The organism is Citrobacter sp. KH_055_1 (assembly GCF_057838705.1).
Genome location: NZ_CM174473.1, coordinates 3,447,113 through 3,464,811, shown reverse-complemented (window position 1 = coordinate 3,464,811; position 17,699 = coordinate 3,447,113). Strand labels below are relative to the sequence as shown.

15 protein-coding genes and 1 pseudogene are annotated in these 17,699 nt (G+C 51.9%); 8 read left to right on the top strand and 8 right to left on the bottom strand.

The window, feature by feature from the left end; all coding sequences use genetic code 11:
• The first annotated feature begins 21 nt into the window (after positions 1–21).
• Positions 22–2,466, top strand: a complete 2,445-nt coding sequence (locus tag AC3ITF_RS16415; protein WP_096757982.1) for a trimethylamine-N-oxide reductase 2 — start codon at positions 22–24, stop codon at positions 2,464–2,466.
• Between the two features lie 78 nt (positions 2,467–2,544).
• On the opposite strand, the gene AC3ITF_RS16410 is transcribed toward AC3ITF_RS16415, so the two are convergent.
• The 7 genes and pseudogenes from AC3ITF_RS16410 to cusR all read right to left on the bottom strand — a co-directional run bounded on the left by AC3ITF_RS16410 (position 2,545) and on the right by cusR (position 7,565).
• Positions 2,545–3,348, bottom strand: a complete 804-nt coding sequence (locus AC3ITF_RS16410) for an MBL fold metallo-hydrolase (RefSeq protein ID WP_137400225.1) — start codon at positions 3,346–3,348, stop codon at positions 2,545–2,547.
• 80 nt (positions 3,349–3,428) lie between these two features.
• Positions 3,429–3,680, bottom strand: coding sequence for a membrane lipoprotein lipid attachment site-containing protein (locus AC3ITF_RS16405; protein ID WP_096757980.1), 252 nt, complete (start codon positions 3,678–3,680; stop codon positions 3,429–3,431).
• A gap of 14 nt (positions 3,681–3,694) precedes the next feature.
• The gene (locus tag AC3ITF_RS16400) at positions 3,695–4,201 is read right to left on the bottom strand and encodes a hypothetical protein (protein WP_117342170.1); all 507 of its coding nucleotides are present in this window, start codon (positions 4,199–4,201) and stop codon (positions 3,695–3,697) included.
• 335 nt (positions 4,202–4,536) lie between these two features.
• Positions 4,537–4,917 (bottom strand): annotated as a pseudogene (locus AC3ITF_RS16395) (DUF302 domain-containing protein); the annotation flags it as partial.
• A 52-nt stretch (positions 4,918–4,969) separates the two neighbouring features.
• Entirely contained in the window at positions 4,970–5,296 is a 327-nt protein-coding gene (locus AC3ITF_RS16390) for a copper-binding protein (RefSeq protein WP_489176451.1), read from the bottom strand.
• Between the two features lie 144 nt (positions 5,297–5,440).
• On the bottom strand, positions 5,441–6,892 hold the full coding sequence (locus AC3ITF_RS16385; protein ID WP_489175845.1) for a Cu(+)/Ag(+) sensor histidine kinase: 1,452 nt from the start codon (positions 6,890–6,892) through the stop codon (positions 5,441–5,443).
• Positions 6,882–7,565 carry a copper response regulator transcription factor CusR gene (gene cusR / locus AC3ITF_RS16380; RefSeq protein WP_489175844.1) on the bottom strand — a complete coding sequence of 228 codons (684 nt, stop codon included), beginning with the start codon at positions 7,563–7,565 and terminating at the stop codon, positions 6,882–6,884. Before cusR ends, AC3ITF_RS16385 begins: the two co-directional genes overlap by 11 nt.
• Positions 7,566–7,746: 181 nt before the next feature.
• Here cusR and AC3ITF_RS16375 point away from each other — a divergent pair, with 181 nt between their 5' ends.
• The 4 genes from AC3ITF_RS16375 (at position 7,747) to AC3ITF_RS16360 (ending at position 14,041) form a co-directional block, all read left to right on the top strand.
• A complete protein-coding gene (locus tag AC3ITF_RS16375; RefSeq protein WP_181539949.1) occupies positions 7,747–9,129 on the top strand; it encodes an efflux transporter outer membrane subunit in 1,383 nt (460 codons plus the stop codon).
• 32 nt (positions 9,130–9,161) lie between these two features.
• The gene (cusF, locus tag AC3ITF_RS16370; protein ID WP_115259162.1) at positions 9,162–9,509 is read left to right on the top strand and encodes a cation efflux system protein CusF; all 348 of its coding nucleotides are present in this window, start codon (positions 9,162–9,164) and stop codon (positions 9,507–9,509) included.
• A 75-nt stretch (positions 9,510–9,584) separates the two neighbouring features.
• Positions 9,585–10,886, top strand: a complete 1,302-nt coding sequence (locus AC3ITF_RS16365; RefSeq protein WP_117342175.1) for an efflux RND transporter periplasmic adaptor subunit — start codon at positions 9,585–9,587, stop codon at positions 10,884–10,886.
• A gap of 11 nt (positions 10,887–10,897) precedes the next feature.
• Positions 10,898–14,041, top strand: coding sequence for a CusA/CzcA family heavy metal efflux RND transporter (locus AC3ITF_RS16360; protein ID WP_174360612.1), 3,144 nt, complete (start codon positions 10,898–10,900; stop codon positions 14,039–14,041).
• 43 nt (positions 14,042–14,084) lie between these two features.
• Here AC3ITF_RS16360 and rclR read toward each other — a convergent pair whose 3' ends face one another.
• Positions 14,085–14,939: a reactive chlorine-specific transcriptional regulator RclR gene (rclR, locus tag AC3ITF_RS16355; protein ID WP_181618844.1), complete on the bottom strand. Its 855-nt coding sequence runs from the start codon at positions 14,937–14,939 to the stop codon at positions 14,085–14,087.
• 236 nt (positions 14,940–15,175) lie between these two features.
• On the opposite strand from rclR, the gene rclA reads away from it, so the two are divergent.
• The 3 genes from rclA (at position 15,176) to rclC (ending at position 17,487) form a co-directional block, all read left to right on the top strand.
• Positions 15,176–16,501, top strand: coding sequence for a reactive chlorine resistance oxidoreductase RclA (gene rclA, locus AC3ITF_RS16350; protein ID WP_489175843.1), 1,326 nt, complete (start codon positions 15,176–15,178; stop codon positions 16,499–16,501).
• A gap of 177 nt (positions 16,502–16,678) precedes the next feature.
• Positions 16,679–16,915, top strand: coding sequence for a reactive chlorine resistance periplasmic protein RclB (rclB, locus tag AC3ITF_RS16345; RefSeq protein ID WP_170973021.1), 237 nt, complete (start codon positions 16,679–16,681; stop codon positions 16,913–16,915).
• A gap of 11 nt (positions 16,916–16,926) precedes the next feature.
• A complete protein-coding gene (gene rclC, locus AC3ITF_RS16340) occupies positions 16,927–17,487 on the top strand; it encodes a reactive chlorine resistance membrane protein RclC (protein ID WP_115259157.1) in 561 nt (186 codons plus the stop codon).
• The last annotated feature ends 212 nt before the right edge of the window (positions 17,488–17,699 follow it).

The window sequence follows — 17,699 nt, the reverse complement described above, 5'->3', positions numbered from 1 at the left end:
GCGATAACACCAGGAGAAATCATGAAACTCACAAGACGTGACTTTATCAAGACGGCTGGCGCGGCAACCGGGACTATGGCGATTTCTTCGGTGATCCCGATGCCAGCCTGGGCGGAAGGCCAAAATGGCGGGGCAATCCTGACGGCCGCACGTTGGGGAGCTGTGTATGTGGAAGTAAAAGACGGCAAGGTTGTTTCTTCAAAAGGTGCATTACCGAAAACAGTACCGAATTCATTACAACAAACTGCGCCGGACCAGGTGCACACCAATATCCGCGTAAAATATCCGATGGTGCGCAAAAGCTATCTGGAAAATCCGGGTAAAGCGGACGGCAAACGCGGCAGCGATCCTTTTGTGCGGGTGAGTTGGGAGCAGGCGCTAAAACTGATTCATGAACAGCATAGCCGGATCCGCAGCAGTTACGGTCCAGCCGCGGTGTTTGCTGGCTCTTACGGTTGGCGCTCCAGCGGGGTTTTGCATAAAGCACAAACGTTGCTGCAACGTTATATGAGCATGGCGGGTGGATATGCCGGGCATACCGGGGATTATTCCACTGGGGCCGCGCAGGTCATCATGCCCTACGTTGTGGGATCGGTTGAAGTCTACGAACAGCAAACCACCTGGCCTATGGTGCTGGAACACAGCCAGGTCGTAGTGCTGTGGGGTATGAACCCGCTGAATACATTAAAAATTGCCTGGAGCAGTACGGACGAACAAGGTATCGAATATTTTAATCTGCTGAAGAAATCAGGGAAAAGCGTCATCGCAATCGATCCGATGCGTTCTGAAACGATTGAATTCTTTGGGGACAATGCCACCTGGATCGCGCCTAACATGGGCACTGACGTTGCGATGATGCTCGGCATTGCCCATACGCTGGTGAAGAAAAATCTCCACGACAAAGCATTCCTGGAAAAATACACCACCGGATATCCGCAGTTTGAAGAGTACCTGCTGGGCAAGAGCGACAGTATTGAGAAAACCGCTGCATGGGCATCAGGTGTGTGTGGCGTACCTGCGGAACAGCTGGAGAAACTGGCAGACATTTTCTCCAGTAACAAAACCATGCTGATGGCTGGGTGGGGGATCCAACGTCAGCAATACGGTGAGCAAAAACACTGGATGCTGGTGACGCTGGCGGCAATGCTCGGGCAAATTGGTACCGAAGGCGGTGGTTTTGGTTTCTCTTATCACTACTCCAACGGTGGAAACCCGACGCGTACCGGCGGGGTATTACCGGCGATTTCGGCCAAAATTGAGGGCGGCTCGTCAGCAGGAAATGACTGGGCGGTTTCTGATGCCGTGACGAACCTGCCTGTAGCGCGCATCGTCGAAGCGCTGGAGAATCCGGGCGGAAAATATCAGCATAATGGTAAAGAGCAGACCTTCCCGGAGATCAAAATGATTTGGTGGGCGGGTGGCGCTAACTTTACTCATCATCAGGATACCAACCGCTTAATTAAAGCCTGGCAGAAGCCCGAACTGGTTGTTATCTCGGAGTGCTACTGGACGGCCGCAGCCAAACATGCCGATATTGTCCTGCCGATCACCACCTCGTTTGAGCGTAACGATCTGACCATGACCGGCGATTACAGTAATCAGCACCTGGTGCCGATGAAGCAGGTCATTGAGCCGCAATTTGAAGCGCGGAATGACTTTGACGTATTTGCTGATCTGGCCGAAATGCTCAAGCCTGGCGGAAAAGCAGTCTATAGCGAAGGCAAAGACGAAATGGCGTGGCTGAAGCAATTCTACGACGTTGCGCAAAAAGCCGCCCGCGCCCAGCGTGTGGCTATGCCGCAGTTCAACGCATTCTGGCAGCAGAATAAACTGATAGAAATGCGGGAAAATGAGAAGAACAACAAATATGTGCGCTACGCCGATTTCCGCAGCGATCCGGTGATGAACGCGCTCGGTACGCCGAGCGGTAAGATTGAAATCTACTCGAAAACGATTGAGGGCTATAAATACAAAGACTGTCCGCCGCATGCGTCATGGATTGAACCGGATGAGTGGAAAGGTTCTGCGGATAAGGATCAGCTGCAGTTACTGACGGCGCATCCGGCGCATCGTCTGCATAGCCAGCTGAACTACGCTGCGCTGCGTAAAGAGTACGCGATTGCTAATCGCGAACCGGTGACTATTCACCCGGACGATGCAAAAGCCAGAGGTATCGTCGAAGGGGATTTGGTACGCGTCTGGAATGGTCGTGGACAGGTGCTGGTTGGGGCGCACGTCAGCGATGGAATCAAACCAGGGATCATCTGTATTCATGAAGGGGCCTGGCCAGATATTGAAAACGGTATCTGTAAAAACGGCGGCGCCAACGTATTGACGGCAGATATTCCAACCTCAAGACTGGCGAATGGCTGTGCAGGCAATACCAGTCTGGTGTATGCAGAAAAATATACCGGCGAAGCGCCAAAACTGACCGTATTTGATGAGCCCGCTATCGTTACGATGTAGTGATAGTTAACTCACTCCTGTTACGAAGATAAAACGGGAGCCGCGAGGCTTCCGTTTTCCTTATTGGGTATGCCGTTTTTACTCAGCCAGAACAATCACATCTCCCGTTGCTGGCGCGTCTGTTCCGGGCAGCCAAAAACGTCCCCACGAACCGGTGCAATGACAGCCGAGCAACTTTTCGGGCTTTTGTTGACGGAGAAACCGACGCGTTTTCCACAATTTTTGCGGCGACGCCGCGCGTAAATGAAAGCCGCCGATCAGGGCGTAGATCCTGGTGATACCCGTAATGTTTTGACAATGGCGGACGATGTTCTCTATTCCTCGATGCCCGCAGCCGGTAATAATGATCAGTCCACGCTCAGACTGATAAATCAATACGCCTTCGTCGGTGATGTAATCCGGTTGGGGTGTTTGCTCCTGAATAACGCCGTAAGCCTGTGGCGTCGGCACGTTTATTTCTCCGGACCACAGAAAGCGCTCACTAATCGGGAATGGCTCGCGGGTATAGGTCATATGCAGGCGAGAGTAATCATTCTCGCGTGATAATTTTTTGATTTTTTGGCTATATCCGGCAACGGTGATTGCAGAATAACGCTCGCAGGCAATGTGTGGATGGCAGATGACGTGCGTATTATCCGCCAGCCACGGCACGCCGCCACAGTGATCGTAATGCCCGTGCGAGAGTACCACGGCGGTAAGTTGAGACAGGTCAACGCCCATTCTCGCGGCATTCAGCTTAAAGCTGTCATCCGGCCCGGTATCAAACAAAACAGAGGTTGTTTCATCCTGGACGAGCAGGCTTAACCCAGGGGCTGCCTGCAATGATTTGTCAGCACCGGCAGCGCGTGTGTTTTCAAGCAATACCGTAAGGGTTAAAGCCATACCAGACTCCGGCATTAAAGCGTCATACTGTAACGCACGGAAAGTAAGAGCGCTGTGATCTCAGCGCTCTTCGGGGCTACTCAGCGGCGATAGTACTGGTCGTTGTCGTCGTCATGCCGGTGGTGATGTCGCCAGGCGTGCTGGTTTTCTCTGTCTTCCTGCTCCTGGCGTTTATGCTCTTTATCGCGTTTGGATTCACGATTCTTGTGGTTAGCAATCGCCGTGGCAACCGCTGCAGCGCCTACACCTGCGGCTGCGGCAGACAGGTACGGATGCTCAGCACAGCCTGCCAGGCTGGCCATGATTACCAGTGCAGATATCAGTTTTTTCATTGTGGTGTCATCCGTTATTCACGCACAATCTTGCCAGCGTTACCGGCGTCGCTATCGTTCCAGCTACCGCGGCCGTTCGCTTTCAGGGTGTAAGTGGCATACCCCACGCGGAAGGTCATCGTATCTTTATAGGTATTCACATCGCGTACTTCATTGCCGTTGATGTAAACGCCGGAATCTTCTACGTGAATATCAACGCTGCGTTGACCGTTTTCAAATTTAGCCACGTAATTACCGGTGAACTTACCGTCGATACCGGCCTGGTCATGATTATCCTGATTACCGCTGTTCTGGCGGTCTTCATCATGACGATGATGGCGCTGATGATGGTTTTCCGCATTGTCGATAAACCCGTGATCGCGGTTCCACTCATAGGATTTATTCACATCGCAACCGTTGAGTTCACTCATTTGCGTACAGCCTGAGCGTTCATATTTTTTCTGCATCGCCGGGGTAATGGCGCATGCAGTTGTCGCGGTTGTCAGACCCAGAACAAAGATGGCCAGCAGACGTTTATTCATTCTGTTACTCACTATCATCATTAAATTTATTTATAGGAATATTGATTTTATTGCTGTCATGTTTATGACGAAGAAAGTTTCCCATTAAATATTAACGGTGCATACCAGGGGGATTCCTAATTTATATTTTCTGAGGGCGTTAAATTATGGGGATATACAACATAATACGTAGGTATTTTACGTATTGTATACAATTCATTTATTATTCTGGAGGTTGTTTAATTTTTGATGTGCGATTTAATGGAATATTAATATTGACATTAATCGAGGAGAGAAAGAATGAAGGAGGTAATGAGAAATGCAGACTTATTGAACAATAAGCCTGCGTGTGTGACTCAGTCAATGCTGGCAATGCTTTGTTCTACAAGATTTTCCAGTTTTTTTAGTGCCTGAATAGCATGCGTATCCAGCCCGTATTTCTCCAGCGTTTCGACCGGATGAAAACCGACCCAAACCAGCCCGTCCGGTTGCTGGCTAACTAATACTCTGAAGGGTAAGTCGAGCGCTAATTCTGGATGCTGCAACATTAGCGCAGTACCCCCTTTGGGGTTACCAAAAATAAGTACCGTAGTGGGTGGAAGTATTAATTCCACCTCGGCAGCAGCTTTGGCATGATCAAACTCACCAAATAAAACAAGGCCATGTGATTTTATGTTGGCCAGCAGGCGCTGACGTGTTTGCTGAAAATCAAAGGCGCTGAATAGCTTATTCATGGAATTTCCATCCGTAATGGGAGAGTGGTGTTATTCATCCAGAATAGTACATGAGTTATCCCTGCGCGGGGATCTGTTGGCGATGTTTTTCTGCCTGTTGCTGATGTGAAAACGCATGACCGTTATTCATTGACTCATGTACAACCATTGCTTTTTCATGCTCATCCATTTGTGGAAATGACGGCGCAACGGCCTTAGTGGACTGACTATTACGTACTTGCATCTGATGTGCCTGCACCATTTTCTGATGGGCAGGGGCATCGCTATTATTCATCATTTCATGGGCCATCGCCGCCTGTTGATGGGTATCAACACTTTCTGCGGCATTCACGCCAGCTGAGATAAAAAATGCAATAGCAAAAAAAGAAGACATCTTGTTCATCATATTTCTCCAGTATGGGTTTACGGAAGAAATGATAATAAGCAGGCGCGCTCAGCGAGGTGACAGAATTATGACGGTTACGTCAGAGAATCAATAAAAATGCCAGCAGGTCAGCGGATGGCACATTCGTGCCACCCTGCAGGGCTAATTTGCGTGTTTTGGCAGTGTCAGAATAAAGCGGGTGGCGCGGGTGTCAGAGGTGACCGCCACCTTTCCCTGATGGGCCGCGACAATTGATTTCACAATCGCCAGGCCAATACCGCTCCCTTCACCTTTACGCTGTCGTGATGGGTCTACGCGATAGAAACGGTCGAACAGTCGCGGCAGATGCTCCGCGGCGATGGGCGTGCCGGGATTCTCGACAATGATGTGTACCTGTTCGTCCGCCTCTTTTACCCGTACGGTCACCGACTGGCCCTTGGGAGTGTAACGCATGGCGTTCGACAGCAAATTGCTCAGGGCTCTGCGCAGCATTAACGGATCGCCAGACACCCAGCATGCGCGGCCCTCAAAGCGTAAACTTACCTCGCGCTCTTCTGCCCACGCCTCGAAGAAGTCAAACACCTTACCGACCTCATCCGCCAGGTTGAGTGCCGTCTTTTCCGGGATCAATTGATTATTGTCCGCCTGTGCCAGGAACAGCATGTCGCTCACCATCTTCGACATTCGGCCAAACTCTTCGAGATTGGAATAGAGCACATCTTCCAGCTCTTTCTGGCTACGGGGCTGGCTAAGTGCGATTTCCGTTTGGGTGACCAGATTGGTGATGGGGGTGCGGATCTCATGGGCAATATCCGCTGAGAAATTAGACTGGCGTTTAAACACATCCTCGATGCGTTCGATCATATGGTTAAACGACCCGACCAGCTGCTCCAGCTCTATCGGTACGGCCTGGGGATCGAGGCGGACATCGAGATTCTTGGAGGTAATGTTCTGGATACGGCGACTGACGTTACGGATCGGTTCATGACCTTTATAGACGGCGAACAATACGATGAAAATAATCATCATGCTGATCAGCGACGCCGTCATAATTAGCTTGTTTTTCAGATCGTTAATATAGTGCAGATGAAAGTCTATTGATAACGCCATATACAGCGTCCAGGCCGGTTTGCCGTCCGCTAACTGGCCTACCGGCAAACGAATCATGCGCCAGTTGGAGGGCGTGTTTTCCCCGTGCTCGTGATTTTGCGTGCGTAGCATGGGGCCGGAGATTAAAAAGACATTATTATTACCGGCGTTTTTATCCGGTTTCGCATGGGTAATAAACTGACGCAGATCCGGCGCACCAGGTGAATGGAAAATGGCTTTTTGGTTAGCATCTTCCAGTGAAATAATAACGTTAGAGTAACCGGAAACCACGTTTTTTAAGATTTCCAGCCGCCGGGATTCCGGTTCGTTGGGTTGATTAAGGATCCGTTCCAGCGTGGTGCTGATCTCTCTTAAATCGTTGATATCCTGCTCGGCAAAATGGACTTTCACCGAGTGGATCATTATCCAGGCGAAGGCGAAAAACGAAGCGATGGTTGCCAGGCTGATAAAAAAGGTCAGTCGCGTGGCCAGCGAAAAAGGGCGCTGCAGGCGTTTAATAGCCATCCGGTACCTCAAGTATATACCCCACACCGCGTACGGTCTGAATCAGCTTCGGTTCAAAGTCATTATCAATTTTGGCACGCAGGCGCTTTACGGCGACGTCAATCGCATTGGTGTCGCTGTCAAAATTCATGTCCCAGACCTGTGAGGCAATCAGCGAGCGGGGTAATACTTCCCCTTGATGGCGCAGGAAAAACTCGAGCAGCGTAAATTCTTTGCTGGTAAGGGTAATGCGGGTGCCACTGCGGGTGACTTTTCGGCTGACCAGATCAACCATTAAATCCGCAACCTGAAACTGACTTTCGACAATCACTGCCGCGCCACGGCGCAGCAGTGTTCTGACCCGAGCCAGCAGTTCGGCAAAGGCGAAGGGTTTCACCAGATAATCATCCGCCCCCAGTTCCAGGCCTTTGACCCGGTGTTCAATCGTGCCCAGCGCGGTGAGGAGAAGAATCGGCATGCCTTTGTTAGCGCTGCGCAACATACGCACGATATCCCAACCGTTCACGTCAGGCAGCATGATGTCGAGGATGATCAGGTCATAATCGCCGGTCATGGCCAGGTGATACCCGTTCAGGCCGTTATCCGCCAAATCGACAACAAAACCGGCTTCCGTCAGGCCCTTCGTCAGGTATTCGCCGGTTTTTTTCTCATCTTCGACGACCAAAATCTTCATCACATTCTCCTTCACCCACTGGCTGTGCGGGTTTCAATTCTAGAGAAGCGGGATCGGATAGCAATGAGTTATTGGGAAAATGACAGCTTTGTCATTTTCCTGTCACCGCTTAAACAGAGTCGATTCGGTAAGGTGCACGGTAATAAATTCACATTCCAGTCCGGTTTGGACGAAAAGAACTATGTGCAAATTTAAGCTTCTTACTCTCAGCGTTGTTTTTATTCTGGCCGGTTGTTCGCTGGCGCCGGAGTATCAGCGTCCGGCAATGCCGATACCGCAGCAATTTTCGTTGAGCCAGAATGCGCTGGTACCGGCACCACAGGGATACCAGGATACGGGCTGGCGCACCTTTTTCGTTGATGATCAGGTGAAAGCGCTGATTGGCGAGGCGTTGCTGAATAACCGTGATCTGCGCATGGCCACCCTCAAGGTTCAGGAAGCACGAGCACAATATGGGGTGACGGACGCAGACCGCTATCCGCAGCTTAATGCTGGCTCCAGCGGTACCTATAGCGGCAAATTTAAAGGCGAAACCAGCACGCAGAAAGAATTTGAGGCCGGGCTGAATCTCAGTTTCGATTTGGATTTCTTCGGTCGCCTGAAAAATATGAGTGAAGCCGAACGACAGAATTTCTTTGCCAGTGAAGAAGCGCGTCGGGCGGTGCATATCTTGTTAATTTCCAACGTCTCGCAAAGTTATTTCAACCAGCGACTGGCTTACGCGCAGCTGAAAATTGCCGAAGAGACGCTGCAAAACTATCAGCGTTCATACGCTTTTGTTGAGAAACAACTGTTAACCGGTAGCACCAACGTGCTGGCGCTGGAACAGGCGCGGGGCGTAATTGAAAGCACGCGCGCCGATATCGCCAAACGTAAAGGCGAACTGGCGCAGGCGAATAATGCGCTGCAACTGTTGCTTGGCTCCTACGGGAAATTACCGGATGACCGGGCACGTAGCCACGGTGATATCAACGCGGTGACGCTGCCGCCGTCGCTGCCATCGCAAATACTGCTTCAGCGACCGGATATTTTAGAAGCCGAGCATGCATTAATGGCGGCAAATGCCAACATCGGTGCTGCACGGGCGGCCTTTTTCCCGTCCATTACTCTCACCAGTTCGCTATCGGGTAGCAGCAGTGACCTCTCCAGCTTATTTAATGCCGCCAGCGGCATGTGGAATTTCGTACCCAAAATCGATATTCCGATTTTTAACGCCGGACGTAATCAGTCAAACCTCGATTTGGCCGAAATTCGTCAGCAGCAGTCGGTGGTGAATTACGAACAAAAAATCCAGAACGCGTTTAAAGAAGTGGCGGATGCGCTGGTGTTGCGCCAAAGCCTGGCAGATCAAATTACCGCTCAGCAGCGCTATCTGGACTCTTTGCAAATCACGCTGCAACGCGCCAGAGCGCTCTATCAACATGGTGCGGTGAGTTATATCGAAGTACTGGACGCAGAGCGTTCTTTATTCGCTACCCGGCAATCACTGCTCGATCTTAATTACGCCCAGCAGGTTAATGAAATTAAGCTGTTTGCTGCCTTAGGCGGCGGCTGGGTTGAATGATATTTAATTATAAATTCTCAGGAGTATATGACATGAAAAGTACCGCTAAAGCCGCTTTGTTTACTGTGTTGTCTGTGGTCATGTTTAACGCTCAGGCCAATGAGCATCAGCATGGCGAGATGATGAATATGCAGCCCGCTACCCAGCAGGAGCAAGTCATCAGCGCCACGGGCGTGATTGAATCTATTGATATGGCGAGCAAAAAAATCACCATCAAGCACGAACCTATTCCGGCGGTGAACTGGCCTGCGATGACCATGCGATTTACGCTGGTCCCGGAAACGAAGGCTGATGATATTAAGCCCGGCGATAAGGTCGCCTTTACCTTTGTTCAACAGGGAAATCTCTCTGTATTACGTGATATTCACGTCAGTCAATAACGCAGTCGCAGGTCTCTTTTATTCTCACCCGTTTTCTCTGAACGCGGGTGAGACACTCGCGCAATGGAAATCACTATGGCGTCTTTAAATATTAAAAATACCGCGCTTATTCTTGCCAGCATGATTGTCGGTGGGGTTATTGCCGTCGGTATCTATCCTTATTTGTCATCAGCAAACGTCCCGACTGACAGTGGCCCCGATGCGCAAAAAGAAGCGCGTAAAGTCCTGTTCTGGTATGACCCGATGTATCCGAATACCCGTTTTGATAAGCCGGGTAAATCGCCGTTTATGGATATGGATCTGATCCCGAAATATGCCGATGAAGAGACCGCGAGCGACGCCGCCGCAGGGGTGCGAATCGATCCGACGCAAACCCAAAATCTGGGGCTAAAAACCGAGGCCGTACGTCGTGGACCGCTGCAGTATGCACAAACGTTCCCGGCCAACGTTAGCTATAACGAATATCAGTTTGTGATTGTGCAGGCCCGCTCAGCGGGATTTATCGAAAAAGTGTATCCGCTGACCGTTGGCGATAAAATTAAGCAAGGCGCGCCGCTGATTGATCTGACCATCCCCGACTGGGTTGAAGCGCAGAGCGAATATCTTCTGCTGCGCGAGACCGGCGGTACCGCCACTCAAGTCGACGGTATTCTCGAAAGATTGCGTCTGGCCGGGATGCCCGAACAGGACATCCAGCGCTTAAAATCGACGCGGAAAATTCAAACCCGCTTCACCCTGCGCGCGCCCATCGATGGGGTGATCACCGCCTTTGATTTGCGCACCGGCATGAACATTTCGAAAGATAACGTGGTAGCAAAAATTCAGGGCATGGATCCGGTGTGGGTCAGCGCATCGGTCCCGGAGTCTATCGCCTGGCTGATTAAAGACGCCTCGCAGTTTGCGATTACCGTACCCGCCTGGCCGGATAAAACATTCACCATCAGCAAGTGGAGTATTTTGCCGAGCGTGGATGCCACGACGCGTACCCTCCAGTTACGTTTGCAGGTCGAAAACCCTGACGAGGCACTCAAGCCGGGGATGAATGCTTACCTCAAGCTGAAAACACAAAGTGAGCCGATGCTGCTGATCCCGTCCAAAGCGCTGATTGATACGGGCAGCGAGCAGCGGGTGATCACCGTGGATAACGACGGACGCTTTGTGCCGAAGCAGGTTGCCGTATTCCATGAATCTCAGGGGCTAACGGCTATCCGCTCCGGTCTGACGGAAGGTGAGAAGGTGGTCTCCAGCGGCCTGTTCCTGATTGATTCCGAGGCGAATATCGCCGGGGCGTTGGACCGCATGCGCGCCCGGAAGAGTGGGACGCCAGACGCCGCGGCTATGCCCGCAATGCCGACCCCGGCGACCCATTCACACTGAGGATATAACACATGATTGAATGGATTATTCGCCGCTCAGTGGCTAACCGTTTTCTGGTGATGATGGGGGCGTTGTTCCTCAGTATTTGGGGAACATGGACCATTATCAACACCCCAGTAGATGCACTGCCGGATCTCTCTGATGTGCAGGTGATTATTAAAACCAGCTATCCGGGACAAGCGCCACAAATCGTTGAGAATCAGGTCACTTATCCTCTGACCACCACCATGCTGTCGGTGCCTGGCGCGAAAACGGTGCGCGGTTTCTCGCAGTTTGGTGACTCTTACGTGTATGTCATTTTTGAAGACGGCACCGACCCTTACTGGGCACGCTCCCGCGTACTGGAATATCTCAACCAGGTGCAGGGAAAACTGCCCGCAGGCGTCAGCGCGGAAATGGGGCCAGATGCCACCGGCGTCGGCTGGATCTTTGAATATGCGCTGGTGGACCGCAGCGGCAAACACGATTTGGCCGAACTGCGTTCTCTGCAGGACTGGTTTTTAAAGTATGAGTTGAAAACGATTCCCAATGTCGCAGAAGTGGCGTCGGTAGGCGGCGTGGTCAAAGAGTACCAGGTGGTTATCGACCCGATGAAGCTGACGCAATACGGTATCAGCCTGGCTGAGGTGAAATCGGCGCTGGATGCGTCTAACCAGGAGGCGGGTGGCTCATCCGTGGAGATGGCGGAAGCGGAATACATGGTGCGAGCCAGCGGGTATCTGCAAACCCTCGATGACTTCAATACTATTGTGCTGAAATCTGGGGCTGACGGTGTGCCGGTTTACCTGCGCGATGTTGCCCGCGTACAAATTGGACCGGAAATGCGCCGTGGCATCGCCGAACTGAATGGTGAAGGCGAAGTGGCGGGCGGTGTGGTGATCCTGCGCTCGGGTAAAAATGCACGTGACGTAATCTCCGCCGTCAAAGCCAAACTTGAGACGCTGAAAAGCAGCCTGCCGGAAGGCGTTGAGGTAGTTACAACATACGATCGCAGTCAGCTTATCGACCGCGCGATTGATAACCTGAGCTACAAGTTGCTGGAAGAGTTTATCGTTGTGGCGCTGGTGTGTGCGCTGTTCCTGTGGCATATCCGCTCGGCGCTGGTCGCCATTATTTCCCTGCCGCTAGGGCTGTGTATTGCGTTTATCGTGATGCATTTCCAGGGACTGAACGCCAACATTATGTCGCTTGGCGGCATCGCCATTGCTGTAGGGGCGATGGTTGATGCCGCGATTGTGATGATTGAGAACGCGCATAAGCGGCTGGAAGAGTGGGCGCATCAGCATCCGGGAGAAAAGCTGGATAACGCCACGCGCTGGCAGGTGATCACCAACGCCTCGGTGGAAGTGGGACCAGCGCTATTCATCAGTTTGCTGATTATTACCCTGTCGTTTATCCCTATTTTCACCCTTGAGGGGCAGGAAGGGCGACTGTTTGGCCCGCTGGCGTTCACCAAAACCTATGCCATGGCTGGGGCCGCATTGCTGGCGATTGTGGTGATCCCAATCCTGATGGGATTCTGGATCCGCGGCACGATCCCGGCGGAAAGCAGTAACCCGCTTAACCGTTTTCTGATCCGCATTTATCATCCGCTGTTGCTGAAGGTGCTGCACTGGCCGAAGGCCACCCTGCTGGTGGCGGTGTTGTCGATCCTGACGGTTATTTTCCCGCTCAATAAAGTCGGCGGCGAGTTCTTACCGCAGATCAACGAAGGTGACCTGCTGTATATGCCGTCGACCCTGCCGGGGATCTCGGCGGCGCAGGCGGCGGATATGCTGCAAAAAACCGACAAGCTGATCATGACCGTGCCGGAAGTGGCGCGGGTATTTGGTAAAACCGGTAAGGCTGAAACCGCCACCGATTCCGCGCCGCTGGAAATGGTTGAAACCACCATCCAGTTGAAACCGCAGGATCAGTGGCGTCCGGGGATGACGATGGACAAAATCATCGAGGAACTGGATAAAACGGTCCGGCTGCCGGGCCTGGCGAACCTGTGGGTACCGCCGATTCGTAACCGCATCGACATGCTGTCTACCGGGATCAAAAGTCCAATCGGGATTAAGGTCTCGGGCACCGTGCTGGCGGACATTGACGCCACGGCGGAGCAAATCGAAGAGGTGGCGAGGACCGTGCCGGGTGTCGCATCTGCGCTGGCGGAACGTCTGGAAGGCGGGCGCTATCTCAGCGTCGATATTCAACGTGAAAAGGCCGCGCGTTATGGCATGACCGTAGGTGATGTACAGCTGTTCATTACCTCGGCAGTCGGCGGCGCGATGGTGGGCGAAACGGTGGAAGGGATTGCCCGCTATCCGATCAATCTTCGCTACCCACAAAGCTATCGCGACAGTCCGGAAGCGTTACGGCAATTGCCGGTCCTGACGCCCATGAAGCAACAAATCACGCTGGCGGATGTGGCGGATGTGAAGGTTGTTTCAGGTCCGTCGATGTTGAAAACCGAGAACGCACGCCCGACCAGCTGGATCTACATCGATGCCCGCGATCGTGACATGGTCTCGGTGGTAAACGATCTGAAAAAAGCGATTGCCGAAAACGTCCAGCTAAAACCAGGGACCAGCGTGGCGTTTTCGGGCCAGTTTGAGCTGCTTGAACGCGCCAGCCATAAGCTCAAACTGATGGTGCCGATGACGCTGATGATCATCTTCGTGCTGCTGTATCTGGCGTTCCGTCGTTTTGGTGAAGCGTTGCTGATTATCACCAGCGTGCCATTCGCACTGGTGGGTGGGATCTGGTTCCTCTACTGGATGGGGTTCCATATGTCGGTGGCGACCGGCACTGGATTCATTGCGCTGGCAGGTGTTGCCGCCGAGTTTGGCGTGGTGATGTTGATGTATTTGCGCCACGCCATTGAGGCGGAGCCCGCGCTGGAAAATCCGCAGACCTTTACGGTGGCTAAGCTGGATGAGGCGCTGTATCACGGGGCGGTGCTTCGCGTGCGCCCCAAAGCGATGACCGTGGCGGTGATTATTGCCGGCCTGCTGCCGATTTTATGGGGTACCGGGGCCGGGTCGGAGGTGATGAGCCGGATTGCCGCCCCGATGATTGGCGGTATGATCACCGCGCCGCTGCTGTCGCTGTTTATCATTCCGGCGGCGTATAAGCTGATGTGGCTGCACCGCCATCGTTCGCAGAAATAACGCCTGAATAGCGTTGCGCCGGAGAACGTAATACGGCGCAACGCTATTTTTCCAGCGCCTTGACCCGCTTTCTGTACTCACCCGGCGTGCAGCCGTATTCACGCAGAAAAACTTTGTGAAACGAAGATTCGCTGGCATAGCCCACCGCCTCAGCAATCACGATCAACGGCCGTGAATCACGCGCTAACATCTGGGCGGCGAATTGCAGACGCAATGTGGTTAAGACCGCGAGCGGCGTGGAGTCTGAGACTTCACGAAACAGTTGCGCGAAGCTGGCCCGCGACATATGCGCGCGCTGCGCCAGCTCTTCGACAGTCCACGGATGAGCGGGCAACTCCAGCATCAGGTTAGCGATAACCCCCAGTTTGGGATGCAGCAGCAGATTCAACATGTTTTTACCCGGTGCGGCCCGTGTCAGCCACTCGCGTACAGCAAGGGTAAACAACGTGGCGCATTGCTGGCTGCATACCACCTCAGAACCTGGCAGCGTGCTCATTGATTCCCGTTGCAGCAGTTCAATCATGGCTCTCAGCCACTGACCAACAGGGCTATTTTCCTCGGGGGCCAGAATGAGCAATTCCGGCAGTGCGGTTAAAAAATAGCGTGAAGATGCCTGCAACCGTAGGCTTCCGCAGACGAGATGCGTTTGTTCCTCGCCTGACTGGCACAGCCTGTGGGCGGAGTTTTGTGCCAGCATAACCACTGCGCCAGGATGCAGCGTGTAGGACGAGCCGTCCGGGAGATCAAGCTGAGCCGCACCCTGAGTTACCGTATGCCAGCGAATAACCGACAGCTCTCCCGCCGCATGTGGCAACTGCCAGTCTCTGCTCAACAAGCAGTTTTTATCAATAGACCCCTGCGGGTCATTAAGCGTTAATAATCGGCTAAGCGCGTCCATAAAGACTCCTGAACAATTTTATACCCTTGGGGAGATATCGCCATTATCGCTATAATTTTATATTAAATTAATACCATCAAATGGTTAGTTGGTAATATGGTTTGTGCTTTCACAAATTTGCATGGTTCACTTTAGACGATTTGACATAAATAAGCGCGTTATGGATACGCTGTTCATGTTCGTCAGTCCTTATACTTCGGGTTAACAAATGAACAGTGATTTTGCAAAGAGGCAGTATGAATCAGTATCAGGCGATCATTATTGGTTTTGGCAAAGCAGGTAAAACGCTGGCGGCGACGCTGGCAAAAGCAGACTGGAAGGTGGCGATTATTGAGCAGTCCAACACCATGTATGGCGGGACATGTATCAATATCGGCTGTATACCCACTAAAACGCTGGTGCATGATGCCGAAATGCAGCATGACTTTGCCGCCGCAATGCAACGCAAAACAGACGTTGTTCGCTTTCTGCGTGATAAAAACTTCCATAACCTTGCCGGTCTGGACAATGTCGATGTGATTGAAGGGCGCGCTGAGTTTGTTGACAACCATACTGTGCGGGTCATCCAGGCGACCGGCACGCGTGAACTCCGCGGCGAGAAGATTTTCATTAATACCGGTGCGCAGTCGACGATGCCTGATATTAAAGGATTATCCAGCACACCTGGCGTATTCGACAGCACTGGGTTGCTGAATCTGGCGCAGCGTCCTCAGCGGTTGGGGATTTTGGGCGGCGGGTACATTGGCGTGGAATTCGCGTCCATGTTTGCCAATTTTGGAAGCAAGGTCACTATCTTTGAAGCCGCGCCGCTATTTTTACCGCGTGAAGACCGGGATGTCGCTGATGCCATTGCCCGCATTTTGCGCGACAAAGGTGTCGAGCTGATTCTGAACGCCAATGTACACTCGGTATCGTCCCAGGACGGTGCGGTACAGATACAGATGCCAGAAGAGACGCATTCGGTGGACGCGCTACTGATCGCCTCGGGGCGTAAACCGGCAACGGAAGCACTGCAACTGAAAAATGCTGGCGTGGACGTCAACGAGCGGGGCGGAATTATCGTGAATAGATATCTGCGCACCTCGGCAGATAATATCTGGGCCGTGGGCGACGTGACTGGCGGATTGCAATTTACCTATATCTCGCTGGATGATTTCCGCATTGTGCGCGACAGTTTATTGGGCGATGGGTTGCGCAACACCGGCGACCGCCAGAATGTGCCGTATTCCGTGTTTATGACACCGCCGCTTTCTCGCGTGGGGATGAGTGAAGCGCAGGCCAGAGCCAGCGGGGCGGAGGTTCAGGTCGTGACGTTACCCGTTACGGCGATCCCGCGGGCTCGGGTGATGGATGATACGCGCGGTATGCTCAAAGCCGTGGTTGATGTGAATACCCAACGGATATTAGGTGTATCGCTATTGTGTGTAGATTCACATGAAATGATTAATATCGTTAAAACCGTTATGGATGCCGGATTACCCTATACCGTTTTACGTGACCAAATATTTACCCACCCGAGCATGAGCGAATCATTAAACGATCTATTCGCATTAGTTAAATAATAAAACGCTGTGTCTGCCTTTTTGCCCCACCCGTGTGGGGCTTTTTTTATGCGTGTAGCACAGTACCTAAATAATACGTATGAACAGTTATTCTGGCGTTACGGATGGCAATAAATAGAATGTGTGAGTTTATTATATTAACACTGAATTGACTGGTTAATGGAAATAGAAATGAATATGTTGAAAGCAACTTTACTGATGACCTCTTTACTGACTGCACCTGTCACGTTTTCCGCGCTGGCGCAGTCGCCAACCGAAATTGCCCACGTTAGCGTGTCAGCCGTCTCCGCCGCGCCTTCTGTGATTGAGGAGGCCATTGCAAAACTGGCGCAGGAGAAACAGGCATCATCGTGGAAAATCACCTCAATGCGTATTGACAGCAGCACTTACGCTACGGCGATTTTGTACAAGTAAGGGCGGTTGGTATGGAAAAATATCTTCGCTTACTGGGCAAGGCCGATCGCATCGGATTAACCCTGATTCGCCTGAGCATCGCCATTGTGTTTATCTGGATTGGATTATTAAAATTCGTTCCATACGAAGCCGACAGTATTACGCCATTCGTGGCCAACAGTCCGCTAATGTCATTTTTTTATGAACATCCGCAAGAGTATCAGCAGCATTTGACGCATGAAGGGGAATTTAAACCGCAGGAGCGGGAATGGCAAGCAGCGAATAATACCTACAGCTTCTCTAATGGACTGGGCGTGGTTGAGATAATTATTGCCTTGTTGGTGCTGGCAAATCCGCTCAGCCGCAGGTTAGGATTAATCGGCGGGATTCTGGCATTCGCTACACCGATTGTCACCCTGTCCTTTTTAATCACCACGCCTGAAGCATGGGTTATGCCGCTAGGCGATCTGCACCACGGTTTCCCGTATTTATCGGGGGCCGGGCGGCTAGTGTTAAAAGATACATTAATGCTGGCGGGTGCAGTAATGATTATTGCGGATTCAGCTCGGACCCTCGTTAAGCAGCAGTACTGATTTTCTCACGTTGTACCCTCTGTAAGATAGTATGCCACTAGAGTTTAATACGGTAATTACCGGAGCCAGCATGATGCTGGCTTTTTTTTGCCATAAGCTAAATTCGTTATCCCCAAACCCCTGCTGAAAACGTCTTGTTATTCTTTTTTGTTATGCTTGTTGCGCAACTTCGCGTGGTTTTAGACTTCACTTCAGCTAGAATTAACCCGTAT